General features: G+C 31.5%; 21 protein-coding genes. 16 read left to right on the top strand and 5 right to left on the bottom strand.

What is annotated here, in order from left to right:
- Positions 1-157 precede the first annotated feature (157 nt).
- Together GQS57_RS14755 and GQS57_RS14760 are read right to left on the bottom strand one after the other, a co-directional pair.
- On the bottom strand, positions 158-853 hold the full coding sequence (locus tag GQS57_RS14755; RefSeq protein ID WP_165733635.1) for an LrgB family protein: 696 nt from the start codon (positions 851-853) through the stop codon (positions 158-160).
- Positions 850-1,215 (bottom strand): CidA/LrgA family protein, encoded by a 366-nt coding sequence (locus GQS57_RS14760; RefSeq protein WP_165733636.1) that lies wholly within the window; start codon positions 1,213-1,215, stop codon positions 850-852. Before GQS57_RS14760 ends, GQS57_RS14755 begins: the two co-directional genes overlap by 4 nt.
- A 414-nt stretch (positions 1,216-1,629) precedes the next feature.
- Between GQS57_RS14760 and GQS57_RS14765 the strand changes: the two genes are divergently transcribed.
- The 6 genes from GQS57_RS14765 (at position 1,630) to GQS57_RS14790 (ending at position 4,786) form a co-directional block, all read left to right on the top strand.
- Positions 1,630-1,854: a tRNA pseudouridine synthase A gene (locus GQS57_RS14765; RefSeq protein WP_165733637.1), complete on the top strand. Its 225-nt coding sequence runs from the start codon at positions 1,630-1,632 to the stop codon at positions 1,852-1,854.
- Between the two features lie 7 nt (positions 1,855-1,861).
- Positions 1,862-2,143 carry a type II toxin-antitoxin system RelE/ParE family toxin gene (locus GQS57_RS19220; protein ID WP_165733638.1) on the top strand — a complete coding sequence of 94 codons (282 nt, stop codon included), beginning with the start codon at positions 1,862-1,864 and terminating at the stop codon, positions 2,141-2,143.
- A gap of 332 nt (positions 2,144-2,475) precedes the next feature.
- Positions 2,476-3,054, top strand: coding sequence for a Crp/Fnr family transcriptional regulator (locus GQS57_RS14775; RefSeq protein WP_165733639.1), 579 nt, complete (start codon positions 2,476-2,478; stop codon positions 3,052-3,054).
- Positions 3,055-3,127: 73 nt separating this feature from the next.
- A complete protein-coding gene (locus tag GQS57_RS14780; protein WP_165733640.1) occupies positions 3,128-3,625 on the top strand; it encodes a nuclear transport factor 2 family protein in 498 nt (165 codons plus the stop codon).
- Positions 3,626-3,628: 3 nt separating this feature from the next.
- On the top strand, positions 3,629-4,132 hold the full coding sequence (locus tag GQS57_RS14785) for a hypothetical protein (protein WP_165733641.1): 504 nt from the start codon (positions 3,629-3,631) through the stop codon (positions 4,130-4,132).
- A gap of 108 nt (positions 4,133-4,240) precedes the next feature.
- Complete coding sequence (locus tag GQS57_RS14790) at positions 4,241-4,786, top strand: peptide-methionine (S)-S-oxide reductase (RefSeq protein WP_165733642.1); 546 nt, start codon at positions 4,241-4,243, stop codon at positions 4,784-4,786.
- A gap of 66 nt (positions 4,787-4,852) precedes the next feature.
- On the opposite strand, the gene GQS57_RS14795 is transcribed toward GQS57_RS14790, so the two are convergent.
- The gene (locus GQS57_RS14795) at positions 4,853-5,752 is read right to left on the bottom strand and encodes an EamA family transporter (RefSeq protein WP_165733643.1); all 900 of its coding nucleotides are present in this window, start codon (positions 5,750-5,752) and stop codon (positions 4,853-4,855) included.
- A 58-nt stretch (positions 5,753-5,810) separates the two neighbouring features.
- The gene (locus GQS57_RS14800; RefSeq protein ID WP_165733644.1) at positions 5,811-6,122 is read right to left on the bottom strand and encodes a helix-turn-helix domain-containing protein; all 312 of its coding nucleotides are present in this window, start codon (positions 6,120-6,122) and stop codon (positions 5,811-5,813) included.
- Positions 6,123-6,262: 140 nt separating this feature from the next.
- Between GQS57_RS14800 and GQS57_RS14805 the strand changes: the two genes are divergently transcribed.
- Positions 6,263-7,261, top strand: a complete 999-nt coding sequence (locus GQS57_RS14805) for a YhdH/YhfP family quinone oxidoreductase (protein WP_165733645.1) — start codon at positions 6,263-6,265, stop codon at positions 7,259-7,261.
- 144 nt (positions 7,262-7,405) lie between these two features.
- Here the strand turns inward: GQS57_RS14805 and GQS57_RS14810 are convergent, their stop codons facing one another.
- Positions 7,406-8,269, bottom strand: coding sequence for a hypothetical protein (locus GQS57_RS14810; RefSeq protein ID WP_165733646.1), 864 nt, complete (start codon positions 8,267-8,269; stop codon positions 7,406-7,408).
- 179 nt (positions 8,270-8,448) lie between these two features.
- Between GQS57_RS14810 and GQS57_RS14815 the strand changes: the two genes are divergently transcribed.
- The 9 genes from GQS57_RS14815 (at position 8,449) to GQS57_RS14855 (ending at position 19,135) form a co-directional block, all read left to right on the top strand.
- Positions 8,449-8,781, top strand: a complete 333-nt coding sequence (locus GQS57_RS14815) for a helix-turn-helix transcriptional regulator (RefSeq protein ID WP_165733647.1) — start codon at positions 8,449-8,451, stop codon at positions 8,779-8,781.
- Between the two features lie 50 nt (positions 8,782-8,831).
- On the top strand, positions 8,832-9,299 hold the full coding sequence (locus GQS57_RS14820; RefSeq protein WP_165733648.1) for a DUF6428 family protein: 468 nt from the start codon (positions 8,832-8,834) through the stop codon (positions 9,297-9,299).
- Positions 9,300-9,329: 30 nt separating this feature from the next.
- Positions 9,330-9,962, top strand: a complete 633-nt coding sequence (locus GQS57_RS14825) for a low molecular weight phosphatase family protein (protein WP_165733649.1) — start codon at positions 9,330-9,332, stop codon at positions 9,960-9,962.
- A 2-nt stretch (positions 9,963-9,964) separates the two neighbouring features.
- Positions 9,965-11,005 (top strand): ACR3 family arsenite efflux transporter, encoded by a 1,041-nt coding sequence (arsB, locus tag GQS57_RS14830; protein ID WP_165733650.1) that lies wholly within the window; start codon positions 9,965-9,967, stop codon positions 11,003-11,005.
- 65 nt (positions 11,006-11,070) lie between these two features.
- On the top strand, positions 11,071-12,564 hold the full coding sequence (locus GQS57_RS14835) for a potassium/proton antiporter (RefSeq protein WP_165733651.1): 1,494 nt from the start codon (positions 11,071-11,073) through the stop codon (positions 12,562-12,564).
- A 191-nt stretch (positions 12,565-12,755) separates the two neighbouring features.
- Entirely contained in the window at positions 12,756-13,064 is a 309-nt protein-coding gene (locus GQS57_RS14840; protein ID WP_165733652.1) for a DUF6660 family protein, read from the top strand.
- Between the two features lie 122 nt (positions 13,065-13,186).
- On the top strand, positions 13,187-17,521 hold the full coding sequence (locus GQS57_RS14845; protein WP_165733653.1) for a CusA/CzcA family heavy metal efflux RND transporter: 4,335 nt from the start codon (positions 13,187-13,189) through the stop codon (positions 17,519-17,521).
- Between the two features lie 4 nt (positions 17,522-17,525).
- Positions 17,526-18,716 carry an efflux RND transporter periplasmic adaptor subunit gene (locus tag GQS57_RS14850; RefSeq protein WP_165733654.1) on the top strand — a complete coding sequence of 397 codons (1,191 nt, stop codon included), beginning with the start codon at positions 17,526-17,528 and terminating at the stop codon, positions 18,714-18,716.
- The gene (locus tag GQS57_RS14855; RefSeq protein ID WP_165733655.1) at positions 18,716-19,135 is read left to right on the top strand and encodes a Fur family transcriptional regulator; all 420 of its coding nucleotides are present in this window, start codon (positions 18,716-18,718) and stop codon (positions 19,133-19,135) included. The genes GQS57_RS14850 and GQS57_RS14855 overlap by 1 nt, the downstream gene beginning before the upstream one ends.
- The last annotated feature ends 17 nt before the right edge of the window (positions 19,136-19,152 follow it).

Here is a 19,152-nt window from a genome sequence, read left to right on the forward strand (position 1 = left end):
ACCATCTACAAATACTCCTTTTAAAACATAACATACTTCTAATCTTAATAGATAAAAAGAATAGGATTTCTCTCTATAGCTTTTAGATTAATTAATAAAGAATAAATCGATTCCAAAATTCAAACTTTAAAATTTAAATAACTCAACAGCAACTTTCTTATATAATGCCAAGTAATGCTAGAATAATGGGAGTAAATATGGCCGTAAACAATCCGTTTAAAATAAGCCCCATACTTGAATATGCTCCAAATCGTTGACTTATAGCCATCGCTTGGGCCGTTCCAAGCCCATGACTTGCGGTACCCATTGAAAGACTTTTAGACATTGGATTACTCACTTTAAATAGTTGTAAAATTTTAAAACCTGCTACCGAACCAAAAATACCTACCATAACAACCATTGATGCAGTAAGAGATGGAATCCCTCCTATTGACTGGGAAATATCAATAGCAAGCGGAGTCGTAACAGACTTAGGTGCTATCGAAATTATTACATCATTTGAAGCTCCTAACCACTTAGCAATAAGAACCCCCGAAATGATACCTACTATAGAACCTACTAATTGTGAAATAAAAATAGGGATCACTTGTTTTTTAATTTTACTTATTTGAAGATATAGAGGTACTCCTAATGCTACAATTGAAGGTTTTAGAAAAAACTCAATAAACTTACCTGCCTCATGATAAGTTTCATAAGAAATACCTGCTAATTTTAAAATACCTATTACAGCAATTATTGTTATTAATATAGGATTTAGAAGAACTGAGTTGGTTTTATTTTGAAGATATTTTGTCAACCAATAAATACCTACAGTTATGGTTAATAACATATAAGGTTCTGAAATCAGTTTCATTTTTTATCTTTTGTTAGTTTCTTCAATCTTATTTTTCTCAACACTTGATGTGTAAAACTAGTGCTTAGTAAAACTAAAACAGTACTCCCCAGAATCGCTGCTAGTATTGGTACTAATTCTTTTGAAATTAAATCTAGATAACACATAATAGCTACGCCAGGTGGTATAAAAAAGAAGACCATGTTATCTAAAAGAAAATCAGCAACGTCCTGTATCCATTTAAGTTTAATGATTTTAAAATGAAGTCCTGCTGTTAATAACAACATACCAATAATACTTGAGGGGATTTTAATTCCGGTGAAATAAACGATTATCTCACCTAGAGCAAGACACATGAGTATTATGAATAATTGTCTAATCATACTATTATTTTTCTACTACAAAAGTAGTGTTCTATCAATAGATAGAGCTGATAATTCTCATGAAACAACAATCTTATTTTCTATAACATTTACATAAAAAAGAAAGATTCATTAATAGAATTTAAGGATAAAAAAAATGCTTTTAAAAGAAAAAACGAACCTTATAAAAAACCCAAATAAACCACTTTACAACTACTCAATACTTTTTTTAAAAGGCAAACCAACTTTATACATTTCTTTTAGAATTAAATTGATAACTATTCCTAATAGTTACAAGAAATAAGACTAATAGCGAAAATATAAAATTTATCATAGTCACTAAATTATTGCGTTTTTGAGGGAGAAGTTGTAGTGTTTCCTTGAAAATAAGAAGCATAGAAACTTTTTTTGTATTTTTGCTTAAAAGGATATACTATGCACACGATACAATTAAAAATCAGCGAAAAAGTTTATGACAAGTTTATTTGGTTGTTAAGCAAGTTCAATAAAGACGAAGTTGAAATTGTAAGTGAAAGTGAAAGTTCTGATTTTACCGCTACAAAAGATTATCTACAACAAGAATTAAATGAAATTGAAAGCGGAAAAGCTAATTTTATTTCTCAACAAGAATTTGAAGATAGGTTAAACGAAATAGCCTAACCTTCTTATGAATATTATTTATAAAGATACTTTTACCGAAAGGTTAGAAAAGCAATTAAAATACATCTCTAAAAATAGTCCGAATTCTGCTCAAAAATTAAAAAAAGAACTCATTCAAAGAATAAAAGATATTCCTAAATCTCCATATTCCTTCCGAAAGTCAATTTATTTCGAAAACGACTCAATAAGGGACTTAATACACAAAGGCTACACAATAGTATTTAGAATTCATAAAAATCAAATTGAAGTCTTTGGGTTTACTAAATTCCAAAATAAACCTACAGAGTAAAACTGTTATTTTACATTAAGTTGTAAACTTAATTATTGTTTTTTAATACGCTTAAAGATTCGTTGAAAACTCCCCTTTTCGTATCTTATTTACGAACTTCATTGCTTAAACGTCTATATTTAGACAATACCTTTCTAAAAACTTCAATGTTAATTGTAGCCCTAAAATGTCTGGTAATGTTATTGTTTGAACAGACATTTTTATAAAAAGAAGAATTTTAAATCTTGACTTTTCGACGCTAAAAAACTAATTTAGCGAATTATGAATTTAAAACAATAAAATGTTTCATATTCATTTATAGCTATTCACATTACAAAGATTCGTTGATTTATATGAAAGAGAACCTAGTGCATCACCTTAATAATTACATCAAATTATCTAAAGAACACACGGAATTACTAATTAAAAATACAGAAGTAAAAAACTATAAAACTTCCGATTTTTTTCTTGAGAGTGGAGATAAATGTGACCAAATAGCGTTTCTAATAAATGGTGTATTTCGCTTTTGTTTTTTTGATAATAAAGGAAATGAAGTAACGTCTTACTTTATGAAAGAACATGATTTTGTTTGTAACATCACTAGCTTTTTTGAATTTTCTGTAAGTTCTGGTTCTATACAAGCAGAAACAAATTGTGAGGTTGTTCAGTTTTCAAGGGCATCTTGGGATTTGTTTTGTGATACCATACCAGAATGGGAAAGTTCATTTCAAAAAATAATTAATGAAACATTAATAAATAAAATCAATTTTCAAAGAAGCTTACTAAATCTTAACGCAAAGGAATCTTACTTAAAATTCTTAAAAACCCATCCCTCAATTTTACAAAGGGTACCTTTAAATCATATTGCTTCATTTTTAGGAATAACTCCTTTTTCATTGAGTAGAATACGAAAATCAACCTCAACCTTATAGTATTAATTGCCAAATGACAAGTCCGTTAACTTAAAAAAAAGTTTTCTTTGCACATGAATAAACACAAAAATATATGGAAGCAATAGAACTACAGAGAATATATAGAATTAAGGCAATGATGCACCGTTTCTTTTCATTGTATGAAAGCAAAAACACAGATTTTTCTTTGGTAAATGAATTACTTTATAAAGATGGATTTGAATGGTTAAGCCCTAGTGGAAATCTTATTGGAATTGAAGCTTTTGAAAATAGTTTTAATGAGCTAAATAAAGAATGGGGACATTCTCACCGACCTTTTGAAATGACTGTTAACCTAATTGATGATAAAAAAGCTTCATTAAGTTTCAATTATATCTATCAACACGTACAAGACGGAAACATCGTTTTACATGCAAAAGGACATTATGAAATTGAGTGCGTAGACAATGGCGAAAAATATCCAAGAATTCAAAAATGCAACCTTACATTATTAGAAATGATTGAAGTTGGTGGGTTTGTGGATATGTTAGAAATGAATAAAACTTTATATTTGGACTACCTACTGAAAGCAGAACAAATATTAAAGATATAAATTTTGAAAAAAAAACCTCTAATGATGGAATTAATGCTTGATTTTTTAAACAGCGAAAAAACATTATACCTTTCGGCAGGAATAATCGGTGTTGTTTCCGTTATAGTGGGGTTCCTTTTTCTACTATTTTCTAATCATAATAGTTTTGCTGCAACTATGATTGTAATTGGCATTTTAGAAATGGCGGTAATGTTTCCGACGTATCTTAAATACCAGCAAAAAGTTGATGATAAAATTTCGGTTTATGAAAACAATACATCAGATTTTATAAAAATAGAAACTACAGCTACCGAAAAAGCAATGAAGTCCTTCTTTTGGCTAAAATTAACCTACGGAATTTTGATTGTTGTTCTTATTTTAGGAATGTCATTTTTAAATCCAAAATCTGTGCTTTTCGGAATCTTTATGGCACTTATATTACATTTCGCTCTTGCTATTACAATTGATAATTTCGGAGAAATATATACTAAAAAGTACTTGAACGAATTAACAACCATAGAACAATAAGCTAGTACAAGACCTCAAATTATTTATCACTAAAAATCAAGTATTTACAAAAAAGTTATATTCAGTTTTTATTTACTAAATTACCTACTGAACACCTAGCAATTAAAAATGACAAAAAAAGAATCTTTAACTGAACAAACAGTCTCAGAAGAAACGATATACATTGCAGGCGGTTGCCTTTGGGGAGTACAAGAGTTCTTAAAATACATCCCTGGTATACTTGAAACCCAAGCTGGAAGAGCTAATGGCATTACCAAATCTACCAAAACACCCTATGATGGTTTTGCTGAATGTGTTAAAACCACCTTTGATACTAAGGTTATTTCAATTGACGATTTAATACATCACTTATTAGAAGTTATTGATCCTTATAGCATCAACCAACAAGGAAACGATATCGGAGAGAAATATCGCACAGGTATTTATAGCGATAATCAAAATCACCTGTTAAAGGCAAAAAAATGTATTCAAAAAGTAGAAGAAAAACTAAACCATAAAAATAAAACCATAAAAATAATAGTTATTGAAGTGCTTCCTTTAACTAATTTTATCCCAAGTGACGACGAACATCAACATAGATTAACCTTGCATCCGAATGACCATTCTTATTGCCACATTCCTTTGGATGTGTTGCATAAGTATAAAAATAAATAACCGATAATAGTTAAGCTAGAAATCTATCAAGTTTGTAATTTACAACGAAGTATAGAAAATCGAATCTTAATTCCCCTTTCTATTCTTAATCAACAAAGACTTACTGTCATTTCTTTTATTAAGATATTCATTAAGAGCAAGGGAAGCGAAAATAAGACTTCCACCAATTAAAATCTTTTGAATATCCGCCTCTTTATTCCAAATAACAAGGTTTACAATTAAACCTATTGGAACTAATGCATTATTCATAATTGCTAACGAGCCCGCATTTACCATAACAACACCTTTGTTCCAAAAAAAATAACCAACACCAGAAGCCACAGCTCCCAAATATATTAGTATTCCCCACTGAACGGATGTAGTTGGCAACTTTTCTGTTGAACCAAAAATGAAAAAAGCAATAAGCGCTACTATAAACGCACCAATAAAAAACAATCCAAAAATAGTATGCTTTGGGGTACTTTCTAATTCAGGCGTAGCTTTTAATAAATGCTTGTAAGCAACTTGACCAACAGCAAAGCAAAGATTAGCTCCCTGTGTAATCATAAAACCTAAAAACACATTTTCATTAATACTTGAGTATTGAATATAAGCTGCTCCTAAAACAGCAATTAAAGCAGTAAGTAAATGTCTTTTATGAAATCGCTTACTTAAAATATCATTTAATAAAGTAATGTAAATTGGTGTCAGCACACTAAAAAGTAACACTTCTGGCACCGTAAGAAATTGAAACGATTGAAAGTAAAAACAATACATTAAACCCAATTGCAGCGATCCAATCCCGATAAGTTTTAAAATTGTGTCTGCTTTAATCTTCTTTAACCTTAAGAAAGGTAAAAATAGCATTGTAGCGATACCAATACGCATCAATACAGAAAACCATGCATCTACATAACCAGAAAGATATACACCAATTAAGCTAAACGAAAAAGCCCAAATCATAGTAACACCAAATAAATATTTCATAAATAAAACCTTAATAAAAAATAAACAATAAATTAATTAGACATCACTTTTACAAATCCTAAAGACTTTTTTCAAATAACAAACCTCCTTTATACATTCCTTTTAAAACAGGACGTATATCGATTCCTAATTGTGTTAAGCTATATTCTACTCTAGGAGGAACTTCCGGAAAAACAGTTCTAATAATTAAACCATCATTTTCTAACTCTTTTAGTTGTTTAGACATCATGCGTTCGCTAATATCCGGCATAAGCCGAACCAACTCACTGTACCGTTTATCACCCTGAAAAAGATGTAAAATAATGGTGCCTTTTCTTTTTCCTTTAATGGTATTTATAAAAGTATCTATAGGGCAATAACTTTTTTTCATTTATTTTTAGACTTACACGCTTTATAAACAGACAAAACAGCACAAAATGTTCGTTAGGGAACAATTTGTAAGCTCTTGTTTATCCGTTTAATTTAAGCGAACTTTGATGTAAAAATAAGAATAATACACAAAATAGCACTATGGATATGCAATCGAATTACAAAGCTTTTAGAGTTGAAGAGAAAGATGGAAACTTTATTTCTTCGGTTAAAGAAATTGCTTTTACAGCATTAGAACAAGGTGAAATATTAATAAAAGTACACTACAGTTCTTTAAACTATAAAGATGCGTTGTCTAGTAGTGGAAATAAGGGTGTAACCAGAAATTATCCTCACACCCCAGGAATTGATGCTGCCGGAACAGTGGTTTCTTCAGAATCTACTAAATTTAAAATCTCAGACAATGTTATTGTCACTAGTTACGATTTAGGAATGAATACAGACGGAGGCTTTGCAGAATACGTTAAAGTTCCTGAAGATTGGGTGGTAAAGTTACCAGAAAATCTTTCTACAAAAGAAGCAATGACGATTGGAACAGCAGGATTAACTGCAGGAATGTCGGTATTTAGATTAAGCGAAATGGTAAAACCCACAGATGGCGCTATCGTTGTTTCTGGAGCTACAGGTGGCGTTGGATCTACAAGTATTGCTATCTTAAAAAAACTAGGTTACAAAACAATTGCCATTACAGGAAAAGAATCTGAAATTGATTTTTTAAAGAAACTTGGTGCAGATGAAATTATGATGCGAAAAGATGTTGAAGAAATGGCTAAAAGACCTCTTTTAAAACCTCTTTTTGCTGGAGGAATTGATACTGTTGGAGGCGTGATTCTTGAAAATATTATAAAAGCAACAGCACCAATGGGTGTGATAACGTGTTGTGGAAATGTAGCTTCTCCAAAACTTGATTTAACCGTATTTCCTTTTATTTTAAGAGGAATTACATTGATAGGTATTGATTCTCAAAATTACCCAATGACCTACAGAGAAAAAGTATGGAACAAATTAGCGAACGAATGGAAAAATGATCGTTTAACCGAAGCTTCTGCAGAAATATCGTTAAAAGAATTAAACGAAAAGATTCCTTTAATGTTACAAGGAAAATTAAAAGGAAGAACCTTGGTGAATTTAGATTTGTAAATTATATAAAGTTTCCTCCTTGTGCAAAGTTTAGAATAGGTTATTTACTTTAATACTATAACCTTTAAGTTTTGTAGAATTTAAAATGCCTCCTAAATGTGAGGCATTCTAAGTTTATTTCAATAGTTTACAAAACAAAAATTGTTAATCTAAAACATATCGTTCCCAAAATTTAGAATTGCTATCAGCCTTTGCTCCTAAATTAAAAATCCACCAATTTTCTACACAGTCCGAATAATCGACACCGTCATTATGAATGTAAGACCATTCATGCGGAAATCCATTAGGAAACATTTTTGTAATTACTGCATCCGCCTCTACCCATAATTTTCTTGCTTTTTTGTTCGGTGATGTTTTAGCCAAAGCAATCCATGTAGCGTCTTTACTTCTATATTCTGGAGTAGAATAAGGGCCTCTATCTCCGTCTGCTGTATCTTTTGGTTGATTACCATCATCCAAAGCAAAATAAGTTGCTTTATCTTTTACAAACTGCAAATCTAAAGCAGCCGTATGGTCTTCATTCCATTTGCTATGCTGCACCACAATTACATTCGCTTTTACAACCTCATCAGAAACGGAGATAAGTACTTCTGCAATCCAATCTGCCGTAATATTAGATTGTCCTGCTTCTTGTACCCAAACCTTTCCTCCTTTATTTAAAACAGTAATCACTTTTTTAGAAATTCTTTTTACAGAACCTTTCCAATCTGTATGTGCATTTGTCCATTTACTGCCAAAAGCAATCTTAAATAATTTATCAGAAGGTATAAATTTTCCTTTCTGAATTCCAACTGCTCCAGCAACGGCATAATATTTAACGCCTTTAAAATCTTTATGTAATAATAAACTACCTAAAGCCGCTTGCGCATGAATATCATCTGGATCTGGTTTGCTATCAAACTGAGCAATTAAAAGATCTTTTTTTTTATCGAAAAAGGGACGTTCTGTAGCTCTAATAAAGTTAGAAAACACTATAAATAGGATACATAATATCGTTTTTAAACTCATAATTCTTTAAATATTTATCATTTTATTTGTATCAATAAAGATAGTTTGAACCTCTTAATTAACCAAATTCTTCAACTTAATAAATTGCTATAAACCATTTTTTTTATCAACTTTGATAAAATAATTTTGATGGATTAAATATTAATCGTAATATTGCAATGAATAAATAAAGCAAAAATATGGGATTAGCAAAAACGGAAATGTTTACCGATCAGCAAAATGAAATTGCCTTGTTTGCAAAAGTTTTTGGTCATCCAGCAAGAGTTTCTATTTTACAGCATTTGTTTAAAATAGATTCTTGTGTGTGTGGAGACTTAGTTAGTGAAATAGGATTGGCGCAACCAACAATTTCTCAACATTTAAAAGAATTGAAACATTTAGGTTTGATAAAAGGAAACGTAGAAGGAACCCGCGTTTGTTACTGTATACATAAAGAAAACTGGACTGCAATGAAAACAGTAATGTCAGAGTTTTTAGATCAAGATTTATCTCAAAAAACAGATTGCTGTTAAAAAAATTTACAAATATTAATCGCAAAATTGCAATAAACAAATATAATAATATGAAACTATCAGAAGTAAAAGTAGCTTTAAAAGCTTTAAAAACAATTGGTTTTCAATTACCAAATGGAGAATTAGTACCCAATCATTTTCATGTAACAGAAGTAGGGAAAATTACCAAAAATTTTATTGATTGTGGCGGAACCGTAAGAAATGAAGAAGTAGTAAATTTTCAACTTTGGAATGCCGATGATTATGATCACAGATTGCATCCAGAAAAATTATTAAACATTATAGAACTTTCTGAAAAGGTTTTAGGAATCGGAAATTTAGAAATTGAAGTAGAATACCAAGCAGAAACCATTGGTAAATTCGGATTAGATTTTGACGGAACAAATTTCTTATTGACTTCTAAGCAAACAGATTGTTTAGCGAAAGACCAATGCGGAATTCCGGAAGAAAAACCAAAATTACAATTTTCAGACATACCAGTTGCAAACACTTGTACACCTGGAGGCGGTTGTTGTTAAACAAAAAAAAAAATCAACTCTAAGAAAAAAATGATCACAACACAAACTACGCTATTTTCGGAAATAGAAAACGTAATTAAAGGTTTAAACTTCGCAACTATTACAGAAGAACGTAAAACCGTTTTACAACCGTTAGCAAATTTTATTCAAGAAAAGGTTTCTAATCAACAAGAAATTAGAATCAACTTTATTTGTACGCACAATTCTAGAAGAAGCCATTTATCTCAAGTTTGGGCACAAGCAATGGCAAGCTACTTTAATGTTAAAAATGTATTTTGCTATTCTGGAGGAACAGAAGCTACAGCACTTTTTCCGATGGCTGCAGAAACGTTGAAAAACCAAGGTTTTCAGATTAAAACAATTTCAGAGGGTAAAAACCCTGTTTATAGTATAAAATACGGAGAGAATACACATCCTATAATTGGATTTTCTAAGAAGTTAGATGATGATTTTAATCCGAAATCAGAGTTTGCAGCAATTATGACTTGCTCACAAGCAGATGGTGCTTGTCCGTTTATTGCTGGTGCAGAAAAACGCATTCCAATTACTTTTGAAGATCCAAAGGCTTTTGATAATACACCTCAACAGGCTGAAAAATATCAGGAAAGAAGTTTGCAAATTGCAGCAGAATTATTTTACGTTTTCTCACAAGTAAATTTATAAAAATGGCTTCAAAAAAATTAAGTTTTCTAGATAGTTATTTAACTTTATGGATATTTGTTGCCATGGCAATTGGAGTGAGTTTAGGGTATTTTATTCCAACTTTTCCAAACATTATAAATTCATTTAGCAGCGGAACTACTAATATTCCTATCGCAATTGGATTGATATTAATGATGTATCCGCCATTGGCGAAAGTAAACTACGCACTTCTACCTAAGGTTTTTAAAAACACCAAAATCTTATCCATTTCACTGATTTTAAACTGGATTATTGGTCCTGTTTTAATGTTTGTTTTGGCAATTACATTTTTACGTGACTATCCAGAATACATGGTCGGACTTATTTTAATTGGTTTAGCTCGTTGTATTGCAATGGTTTTAGTTTGGAATGATTTAGCAGAAGGAAGTGCTGAGTACGGAGCTGGATTAGTAGCGTTAAACAGTATCTTTCAAGTTTTTGCATACAGTTTTTATGCGTGGCTATTTATCACCGTGCTTCCACCCTATTTTGGTTTTGAAGGTGCAATTGTAGATATTTCTGTTGCAACCATTGCAGAAAGTGTGGCTATTTACTTAGGTGTTCCGTTTCTATTAGGAATTTTAAGTAGATTGATTTTAGTGAAATTAAAAGGAGAAGAATGGTACACAAATAAATTTATTCCAACTATTTCTCCGTTAACCTTGATTGCACTGTTATTCACCATTGTAGTCATGTTTTCTTTAAAAGGAGAATTAATTGTAGAAATACCGATGGATGTATTAATCATCGCTGTTCCTTTATTAATTTACTTTACATTGATGTTCATTATCGGGTTTTTCTTTACCAAAGCATCAGGGGCCGAATATGATAAAACTGCAGCCGTAGCATTTACAGCAGCGGGTAATAATTTTGAATTAGCAATAGCAGTTGCCATTGCTGTTTTCGGTTTAAACTCCGGGCAAGCTTTTGCAGGTGTAATAGGACCTTTAGTAGAAGTGCCTGCATTAATTCTATTAGTACGTGTTTCTTTTTGGTTGAAGAAAAAATATTACAATAAAGCCTAGTTTTGTAAACATTTTACTATATAATGAGTTAAATTTGTGTAAAACCACCTTAAGAAATCACATAAATGAATTTAACCATTGAAAACATACTATTAGTAGGATCTATACTCCTTTTTATAAGTATTATTGTTGGTAAAACTTCCTATAAATTTGGAGTACCAACTTTAATACTTTTTTTAGCTATTGGAATGATGGCTGGTTCGGAAGGGATTGGCGGTATTAATTTCGATGATCCAAAAATGGCACAATTTATAGGGATTGTTTCGCTTAACTTTATTTTGTTTTCTGGTGGTTTAGACACCAATTTTAAAGCAATAAAACCAATTCTTAAAGAAGGACTTGTTTTATCTACCGTAGGTGTTTTACTTACAGCACTTTCCTTAGGTACTTTTGTTTGGTTTGTTACAGATTTTACGATATACGAAAGTTTGCTTTTAGGCTCTATTGTTTCCTCTACAGATGCAGCAGCGGTTTTTTCTATTTTAAGATCTAAAAATTTAGCTTTAAAAAATAACTTAAGACAAACTTTAGAGTTAGAAAGTGGTAGTAACGACCCAATGGCTTATGTATTAACCTTGGCTTTTTTAACTTTAGTAATCAATCAAGATTTAAGTATTGCTTCTATAATTCCAACATTTTTTCAACAAATGATTTTTGGTGGAATTGCAGGTTTTGGTTTTGGAAAATTAAGCGTATTTATCATCAATAAGATAAAACTGGACTTCGAAGGTTTGTATCCTGTTTTAGTCATTGCCCTTATGTTTATTACTTTTTCGGCTACAGGTGCTGTGGGCGGAAACGGTTTTTTAGCAATTTACATTTGTGCTGTTTATTTAGGAAATCATGATTTAATACATAAATCTACCATTCTAAAAATGTTTGATGGTATGGCGTGGCTTATGCAAATTGTATTGTTCCTTACCTTAGGATTGCTTGTTTTTCCTTCAGAAATAATCCCTTATATGGGCGTTGGAATCTTAATTTCTATCTTTTTAATTTTAATTGCGAGACCAATAAGCGTCTTTATTAGTTTACTATTTTTTAAAATGAAACTTCGTAGACGTCTCTACATTTCTTGGGTTGGTTTACGTGGCGCTGTACCTATTGTGTTTGCTACCTATCCGCTTTTAGCGGGAATAGACAAAGCAAATGTTATTTTTAATATTGTCTTTTTTATCTCGGTAACCTCTGTATTAATTCAAGGTACCACATTATCTCTTTTTTCTAAATGGTTAAATGTTGCTCTGCCAGAAAAATTAAGCCCTGTTGCAGAAAATGATCGTTATATTTTGAATTTACCAAAATCTGCTATGAAGGAATTAAAAATTCCGGCAGACAGTACCGCTGTTAATAAACGAATTGTAGATTTACACTTTCCAACCTGTGCCTTTATAAGTATGATAAAAAGGGATGGTAAATTTGTACGCCCAGGAGGTGCAACTGTTATTGAAGCAAACGATACGCTTGTTATATTATTAGACAATGATCACAGTATAAAAGAAGTTTGTGACGTATTTAATAAATACGGAATGAGTTATAGTGAAAATGTAACCGAGTAAAAAAAAGTAGCCATATTTATATAAACAACCTTAACTCTTTCTAAAACTTCTGATATGAACGGAATAAGAACCAACCTTTTTTAGTCTTATAAAATTGAAAAACACTGATATCTTACACCAATTTAAAGCATATTGAATTCGATCATCTATTTGCAATACCATTGCAACAATAAGTTCCTATATTTGCATCAATGAAATTTTATATATTTTTATTAGCTATTTATATTTTTGCACTCAACTTAACACCTTGTGCAGATTTTATTGTGCCTAATGATCATGTACAAACCGAAATTTCACAAATTACCGACAACCATCAACATCAAGACTCAGATCTATGTTCGCCTTTTTGTATTTGTCAATGTTGCCACGTAAACGCAACAGATCTTCAATTAACTTTTATCAAAATTGAAGTTTATGAAATTTCTACACAAGATTTTTTCTTTTTAAACGGCTCAGAAAAAGAGTATACTTCTTCAATTTTACAGCCTCCAATAGCATAATTTAATTCTTTTACAGGATACTTATATCCCATTTTGAATCTTTTAGGTTCTTTTTATTTCGAATGATTCTATTATTATAATTGAATTATATCGAGACGTTTCACTGAATTAAATCTTTTTTTATGATTAATAAAATCATTGATTTCTCAATCAATAACAAGTTTATTATTGGTTTGCTTACGCTTACCATAATTGCAGCAGGTATTTGGAGTATGACCAAAGTACCTATAGATGCTGTGCCAGATATTACCAACAACCAAGTACAAGTAATTACCCAAGCGCCAAACTTGGGCACAGAAGATATTGAGCAGATAGTAACCTACCCTGTAGAAATTGCCATGAGTAATCTGCCTAATGTTCAAGAAATTCGTTCTATTTCTCGCTTCGGACTGTCTGTGGTTACAGTTGTTTTTGATGACGATATGGGTACGTATTTGCCACGTCAATTAGTAGCAGAAAAACTAAACGATATTAAAGCTCAAATTCCCGAAGGATTTGGTGAACCATCTATGGGACCAATATCTTCTGGCTTAGGAGAAATTTATCAATACACCTTAAAAGTAAAGCCAGCATTTAAAGACAAATACTCAATTACCGATTTACGAACCATGCAAGATTGGATTGTACAACGTCAAATGGCCATGGTAAAAGGTGTTGTTGAAGTAAACGCCATAGGCGGAAAAATTAAGCAATATGAAGTTGCCCTAGATCCGAATGAATTAAGAGCAATTGGCTTAACCATTACCGATGTTTTTGAAGCTTTGGAAGCTAATAATCAAAATACAGGAGGTGCTTACATCGAAAAAAACCATCAAGCCAACTTTATTCGTGGAGAAGGATTGGCAAGAAGTTTAGACGATATTAGACAAATTGTTATTAAAAACACTAATAATATTCCAATTATCATTGGAGATATTGCAACCGTTCAATATGGTGCTGCAGTTCGGTATGGTGCTATGACTCAAGATGGAAATGGTGAGGTTGTTGGCGGAACGGTAATGATGCTTAAAGGCGCCAACTCCAATGATGTTATAAAAAATGTAAAGGAAAGAATGGCTGAGATTGAAAAATCTTTACCAGAAGGTGTTAGTATAGAACCTTTATTAGACAGAAGTAAACTGATTAAAGAAACAACATCTACAGTTTCAAAAAACCTAACTGAAGGCGCTTTAATCGTTATTTTTGTCCTCATTTTTTTATTAGGTAATTGGAGAGGTGGCTTAATTGTGGCTTCAACAATTCCATTATCATTATTATTTGCTTTTATTTTAATGAATGCATTTGGTGTTTGGGCAAACCTAATGAGTTTAGGAGCCATAGATTTCGGAATTATTGTTGATGGTGCCGTAATAATTGTAGAAAGCACTGTTTTTATTATAGCGACACAAGTCTTAAAAAAGAAGAAATTATCGCAAAAAGAAAGGGATGGTGTAGCAGCAAATGCTTCTAAAAAAATGATGAATGCTGCCTTTTTTGGTCAACTTATCATCTTAATTGTGTTTTTACCCATTTTAGCGTTAGAAGGTATCGAAGGAAAAATGTTTAAGCCAATGGCTTTAACGTTCATATTTGCCATGATTGGTGCCATGATTCTTTGCTTAACATATGTACCAATGATGTCTGCCTTAATTTTAAGAGCACCTAAATCTGACAAAAAATCGTATGGTGATAAATTTGTGCTTTGGACAGAGCGAAAATACCAACCAATATTAGAGAAAGCTTTAAAAAATGGAAAGCTAATTGTTGGTATCTCGGTCGTTTTATTTGGTATAACTGTATTTATGTTCTCTAAAATGGGAGGAGAATTTATACCACAACTAGATGAAGGAGATATTGCATTTCACGCTATTCTAAAACCTGGTAGTTCTCTTACAGAAACACTTGAAACGACAACTCGAGTTGAGCAAATTGTAATGTCTAAGTTTCCAGAAGTTAAAAAAATTGTTAGTAAGATAGGGGTTGCAGAAATACCTACAGATCCCATGCCAATGGATCTTGCTGATGTTTTTGTTATTCTGAAACCTAAAAGTGAATGGACAACTGTAACTTCTAAAGATGAATTAATTGAAAAAATAAAAGAAGCCGTAGAAATTATTCCAGGAGTAAATTACGAATTCACGCAACCTATGGAAATGCGTTTTAATGAATTGCTAGAAGGTGTTCGTGAAGATATTGCTATAAAAATTTATGGTGAAGACATTGATATTCTTTCTCAAAAAGCGGAAGAAATTTCTAAAATTATTGCGGGTACAAAAGGTATTGGTGATATGAAAACGGAAGCTACCACAGGTTTACCACAAATAACCATCACATATAATAGAAGTAAACTAGCGCAATACGGCTTGCAAATAAACATGCTGAACCAAATTGTGCAATCTGCATTTTCAGGAGGAACCGCAGGTATTATTTTTGAAGGTGAAAAACGTTTTGACTTAGTAGTTCGTTTAAATTCTGAAAATAGAAAAGACATTTCAGACGTTCAAAACTTATTTATCAACTTGCCTTCTGGAATACAAATTCCGCTTCGCGAAGTTGCAGATGTGAGTTATAAATCAGGTCCTATGCAAATAAGTAGAGACAACACCAATAGAAGAACTTATGTTGGTATTAATGTTAGAGGACGTGATGTAAAATCTTTAGTCGAAGAAATTAAAGTAAAATTAGATGAGAAGCTAGAATTACCTGCGGGTTATTTTATCCGCTATGGCGGCGCTTTTGAAAACCTAGAACGTGCTAGTGATCGTTTACAAACCGTTGTTCCCATTGCCTTGTTACTTATTTTTGTATTGATTTATTTTGCATTAAAATCGTTACCACAAACCTTAATGATTTACATAGCAATCCCCATGGCAACCATTGGTGGTGTTGTAGCATTATGGCTTAGAGACATGCCTTTTAGTATTTCTGCAGGTGTTGGTTTTATTGTGCTCTTTGGTGTTGCTGTTCTTAACGGACTAGTAATGATTAGTGGTTTAAATGAACTAAAAGAAGAAGGTGTTACCAATTTAAAAGACAGAGTTATAGAAGGTACAAAAAGACGTATTAGACCTATAATGTTAACTGCACTTACAGATGTTTTAGGTTTTTTACCAATGGCAATTTCCGCATCTGCAGGTGCAGAAGTACAAAGACCTTTAGCAACCGTTGTTATTGGTGGTTTATTGACCTCTACCCTATTAACACTATTCGTTTTACCTATTTTATATCATTGGGTAGAAAACAAAACTTTTAATTTTAAGATGAATAAAAAACTGATTACGAATACCGCTATTTTAGTATTTATATTCTTATTACCTATTGCAGGAAATGCCCAAGAGTCTATAAATAAGCTACCGATACTTTCAATGCAAAATGCTCTAGAATTATCAAAAGAAAATTATCCTAGTTTAAAAGAAGGACAGTTAGAAATTGAAAAACAGCAACTATTAAAAAGTACTGCTTTCGATTTTGGTACTACTCAAATTTATACAGGCGGAGAAGAACTAAACAATGGTGTTGGTGTTTACACAACTATCGGTTTAGGTCAATCTAATATTGATGTTTTTGGAATTTCATCTAAACGAAAATTAAATAAACAACGTATTCAATTGGCAGAAAAGGCCTATCAACTTTCTGAGTTAGATTTAGAGCTAGAAGTTAAAAAAGCTTGGTCAAAAGTATTTCAGACAAAGAAAAACTACTATTTATATAAAGAGTTAGACTCAATTTATACTAATTTCGAAAAATCTGTAAAGTTAAATTATGAAGTAGAAGCGATCTCTAAATTAGAATATTTAGCGGCTAGAAATCAAAAGTTACAAATTCAGAATAAAACAAAACAAGCCTACAGTGCGTATATTATTGCAATACAACAATTCAATTTATGGTTTGTTTCTGATGAACTGTTTACCGTATCAGATAAATTTGAAGACGTAAATACTATTGATATCAGTACGATTAACCCAGAATTACATCCATTATACAGTCTTTCTCAATTGCAAGTAACAGAAGCAGAGGCGAACTATAAAGTAGCAAAAGCAGAAAACTTGCCTAAACTAAATCTTCAAGGAGGCCTACAGGAAGTACAAGGAATTTCTGGGTTCTACAACTATCAAATAGGTATTTCTATCCCCTTTTTATCAGGTAAAACAAAAGCACTAATTAAGACAGCAAAAATAGATACAGAAATTGCCAAAGCAAATTTAAAATTCAAACAAAAGGAAATTAAATCTAAATTATTTCAGACAAAAGAAAATTATCAAAAATGGAAAACTTCTTGGTTGTTTTATAAAGAAGAAGTTTTACCCCTTGTAGAGAGTCAAAAAACAGGTGCTTTATTTGCTTACAAAGAAGGAGAGATTGATTACACCTCATTTACACAACTTATAAAGGAAGCCATACAGTCTGAATTAGACGCACAAGATGCATTTATAAATTATTTAGAAAGTACTTTTGAATTACAATATTTTAAAAATTAAGACGATGAAAAACACAATATATAACATTCTAGCAGTATTAATTCTCTCAGTTTTACTAACTTCATGCGGTGATAAAAAAGTAGATGCACACGCACATGATATAGAAGTTAAAACAGAAGTAAAGCAAGAAGAACATCTTGAAGAAGCGATGCTTTCTGCACAACAATTTGATGCTTTAAAAATGAAAGTAGCAACTATAGCAACAAGACAAATGAGTGGTTTTGTAGAAGCAAATGGAACCTTGGAGGTTCCACCACAAAATGAAGCAGCAATAACTACAGTTGTAGGTGCAAATGTGGTTTCTATTAAAGTGATTGAAGGAGATAAAATAAATAAAGGGCAGGTTGTGGCGTATCTATCACATCCAAATATTATAAAAATGCAAACGGAATATTTAAATGCTTATAGCAATCGTAATTTTCTACAAAAAAGTTTTGAGCGTCAAGATAAACTATACAAGGCTGGCGTTGGTTCTGGTGCTAATTTTCAAAAAGCAGCAGCTGAGTATGAAGCATCAAAAGCATTAGTTAATGGAATGGCTGCACAATTAAAACTGTTAAATATAAATACTTCTTCTGTTAGAAATGGTACTATTTTTCAACGTATTGCATTGCGAACTCCAATTGAAGGTTTTGTGCAAAAAGTTCAAGTAAAAATGGGACAATATGTAGAGCCACAAACAGAATTATTCGAAATTGTAGACATACATCACGTGCATGCAGATTTAATGGTTTTCGAAAAAGATGTTTACAAAATAAAGAAAGGCCAGAAGATAACGTTTGATGTTCAATCGGTTCCTAATCAAGAATTAACTGCAGAAATTTATTCGGTAGGTAAAACTTTTGAAGAAAATCCAAAAGCTATTCACATACACGCAGAAATAGAAAACAAAGAAGGAAATTTAATTCCGGGAATGTATATTAAAGGAAGAATTCAGGTAGAAAACACAGAAACAACGGCATTGCCAGAAAGTGCTATTACAAAAGAAGGAGATCGTTTTTATGTTTTTTCTGTTGAAAAAGAAAATGATGCTTGGAGTTTTAAACCTTTAGAGGTTATTCCAGGCCAAAAAGATGGTGATTGGGTGGCAATAACTTTTCCGAATGAAATAAACCCAAATACAAAATTTGCTTATAACAATGCGTATTACCTTATTGCAGAAATGAAAAAAGGAGACGCAGAACATTCACATTAATGACGCAAACAATAGAACATTTTTTAGAATCTAACAATATTCGGGTCACAGCAATGCGCTTGCTTATTTACAAGTTTCTTGCAAAAAAGCAAGTTGCTGTTACCTTAACGGATATTGAAAATGCTTTTGAAAAAGCAGACAGAACAACTTTATATAGAACTATTAAAACTTTTGAAGAAAAGACAATTGTACATCAAATTGATGATGGAACGGGGATTACTAAATACGCCCTTTGTGTACAAGGATGTAATTGTGAAATTGAAACCGATTTACACCTTCATTTTCATTGCAATCATTGTAATGAAACAGTTTGCTTAACAGATCATAAAATTCCTCAAGTAAAAGTACCCGATGGTTTTATTTCAGAAAACATCAACCTCGTTGTAAAAGGGATATGTGATAAATGTAGCGGACAATAAATGCACTTCCGTTGCAT

The sequence above is a fragment of the Polaribacter sp. 20A6 genome (genome assembly GCF_011378915.1).
Taxonomy (GTDB): domain Bacteria; phylum Bacteroidota; class Bacteroidia; order Flavobacteriales; family Flavobacteriaceae; genus Polaribacter; species Polaribacter sejongensis.

Bases quoted from the DNA above. Each gene is read 5' to 3' on its own strand.
- GQS57_RS14845 (WP_165733653.1), top strand. From the start codon at position 13,187: ATGATTAATAAAATCATTGATTTCTCAATCAATAACAAGTTTATTATT.
- arsB (WP_165733650.1), top strand. From the start codon at position 9,965: ATGGCTTCAAAAAAATTAAGTTTTCTAGATAGTTATTTAACTTTATGG.
- GQS57_RS14840 (WP_165733652.1), top strand. From the start codon at position 12,756: ATGAAATTTTATATATTTTTATTAGCTATTTATATTTTTGCACTCAAC.
- GQS57_RS14755 (WP_165733635.1), bottom strand. From the start codon at position 853: ATGAAACTGATTTCAGAACCTTATATGTTATTAACCATAACTGTAGGT.
- GQS57_RS19220 (WP_165733638.1), top strand. From the start codon at position 1,862: ATGAATATTATTTATAAAGATACTTTTACCGAAAGGTTAGAAAAGCAA.
- GQS57_RS14780 (WP_165733640.1), top strand. From the start codon at position 3,128: ATGGAAGCAATAGAACTACAGAGAATATATAGAATTAAGGCAATGATG.
- GQS57_RS14805 (WP_165733645.1), top strand. From the start codon at position 6,263: ATGGATATGCAATCGAATTACAAAGCTTTTAGAGTTGAAGAGAAAGAT.
- GQS57_RS14765 (WP_165733637.1), top strand. From the start codon at position 1,630: ATGCACACGATACAATTAAAAATCAGCGAAAAAGTTTATGACAAGTTT.
- GQS57_RS14820 (WP_165733648.1), top strand. From the start codon at position 8,832: ATGAAACTATCAGAAGTAAAAGTAGCTTTAAAAGCTTTAAAAACAATT.
- GQS57_RS14760 (WP_165733636.1), bottom strand. From the start codon at position 1,215: ATGATTAGACAATTATTCATAATACTCATGTGTCTTGCTCTAGGTGAG.
- GQS57_RS14810 (WP_165733646.1), bottom strand. From the start codon at position 8,269: ATGAGTTTAAAAACGATATTATGTATCCTATTTATAGTGTTTTCTAAC.
- GQS57_RS14835 (WP_165733651.1), top strand. From the start codon at position 11,071: ATGAATTTAACCATTGAAAACATACTATTAGTAGGATCTATACTCCTT.
- GQS57_RS14795 (WP_165733643.1), bottom strand. From the start codon at position 5,752: ATGAAATATTTATTTGGTGTTACTATGATTTGGGCTTTTTCGTTTAGC.
- GQS57_RS14815 (WP_165733647.1), top strand. From the start codon at position 8,449: ATGGGATTAGCAAAAACGGAAATGTTTACCGATCAGCAAAATGAAATT.
- GQS57_RS14825 (WP_165733649.1), top strand. From the start codon at position 9,330: ATGATCACAACACAAACTACGCTATTTTCGGAAATAGAAAACGTAATT.
- GQS57_RS14850 (WP_165733654.1), top strand. From the start codon at position 17,526: ATGAAAAACACAATATATAACATTCTAGCAGTATTAATTCTCTCAGTT.
- GQS57_RS14800 (WP_165733644.1), bottom strand. From the start codon at position 6,122: ATGAAAAAAAGTTATTGCCCTATAGATACTTTTATAAATACCATTAAA.
- GQS57_RS14790 (WP_165733642.1), top strand. From the start codon at position 4,241: ATGACAAAAAAAGAATCTTTAACTGAACAAACAGTCTCAGAAGAAACG.
- GQS57_RS14855 (WP_165733655.1), top strand. From the start codon at position 18,716: ATGACGCAAACAATAGAACATTTTTTAGAATCTAACAATATTCGGGTC.
- GQS57_RS14775 (WP_165733639.1), top strand. From the start codon at position 2,476: ATGAAAGAGAACCTAGTGCATCACCTTAATAATTACATCAAATTATCT.